Origin of the sequence: Bacillus sp. FJAT-45350, assembly GCF_002335805.1 — a bacterium.
In the GTDB taxonomy this organism is placed as follows: Bacteria; Bacillota; Bacilli; order Bacillales; family NISU01; genus FJAT-45350.
In genome coordinates, this window is record NZ_NISU01000012.1 from 1 (window position 1) to 1,174 (window position 1,174).

The 1,174-nt window shown below is 37.8% G+C and carries 1 protein-coding gene; it reads right to left on the reverse strand.

Features of this window, described 5'->3' with window-relative positions; all coding sequences use genetic code 11:
* Positions 1-914 (reverse strand): IS110 family transposase (locus tag CD003_RS21450; RefSeq protein ID WP_096203301.1); only part of this gene is annotated, 914 nt, incomplete at its 3' end.
* Positions 915-1,174 lie beyond the last annotated feature (260 nt).

Genomic DNA, 1,174 nt, shown 5'->3' on the forward strand with positions numbered 1-1,174 from the left:
TTTTTTGGGTGATTAAACCGATCTATTTCCCCAATTTCGGAAATGATCGTTGCCGCGATTTTTTCTCCTATACCTGGGATAGATTGGATAATCTTATATTCTTCAATTTCTTTTGCGAGAGTATCTATCTCAGTCTCCAACTCTGATAGATGCTTTTTGTATTGAAGAAGCATATTAATATACATACTTAGACTCAGTAAATGACTCTGATAAAGTGTCTTTTGAAATGGATTCCGAACTGCTGCTTGTTTTAGTCTTTGAGCTTTTTCTTCTGCCCATTTTATTGAACGACTTTTACATAATTCCTTAATTCTATTAGTCAATGCGTTCTCAGTAACAGCTGAAATATCTTCTGATGCAGGATATTCTTTTAAAACAAGCAGAGACACAACAGAATATAAGTCACCAAAAACCCCAGTGTATTCAGGAAATACTTGAACAAGCACTGCTTGAAATTGTAGTTTAGTTTGCACATACAATCCAGTAATATTCTCATGTTGCCTTGTAAGATTACGAAGGTTCAAGAGTTGAATGCCACGCTTCTTATATGGCTCTAAATCCTCTTTGTAGTAAAGCTCACAAAGACGATAGGCATCAATGGCATCGGTCTTAACTTTTCGTAAACTAGAGCTTTTGGCTCTATGGGAAATCAAAGGATTAACAATGATTAATAAATACTGATGTTCCTCTAGAAACTGGACCACTGGTGCATGGTAATGTCCAGTAGCTTCTAAAACCACCGAAGGTTGTATACCTGTTTTAGCTTTTAGACCTTCCAGATACTCAAGTAATGATCCTAGCCCATCAAGGTCATGTTTGATACTAAAGCTTTTATGATAGGGTTTCCCCTTATCTAAAAACGCCTGAACTTCACTTTCTCCTTTTGACACATCCAGACCAACGACTGGATTCATTCTAAATCTCCTCCTCATTTTTAACTTGCCAGTAACCCCTAATTCCTCCTAGTAGTATCATAGCTTCGCTTGTTATACGAGATCTAAGTCCCAACCAGCCTCAAACATGTTTCTACCAGTAGGGGGTGAACGGTTTAGTTGACGGGATCTAAGTCCCACGGGGGCGGACGTTCTACCCTGGCTACTGCTATAATAAGACCATATAAAAAAAGGTCAACCAGAAATATTTTCTTATCTGGTTAACCTTATAATACGAACGG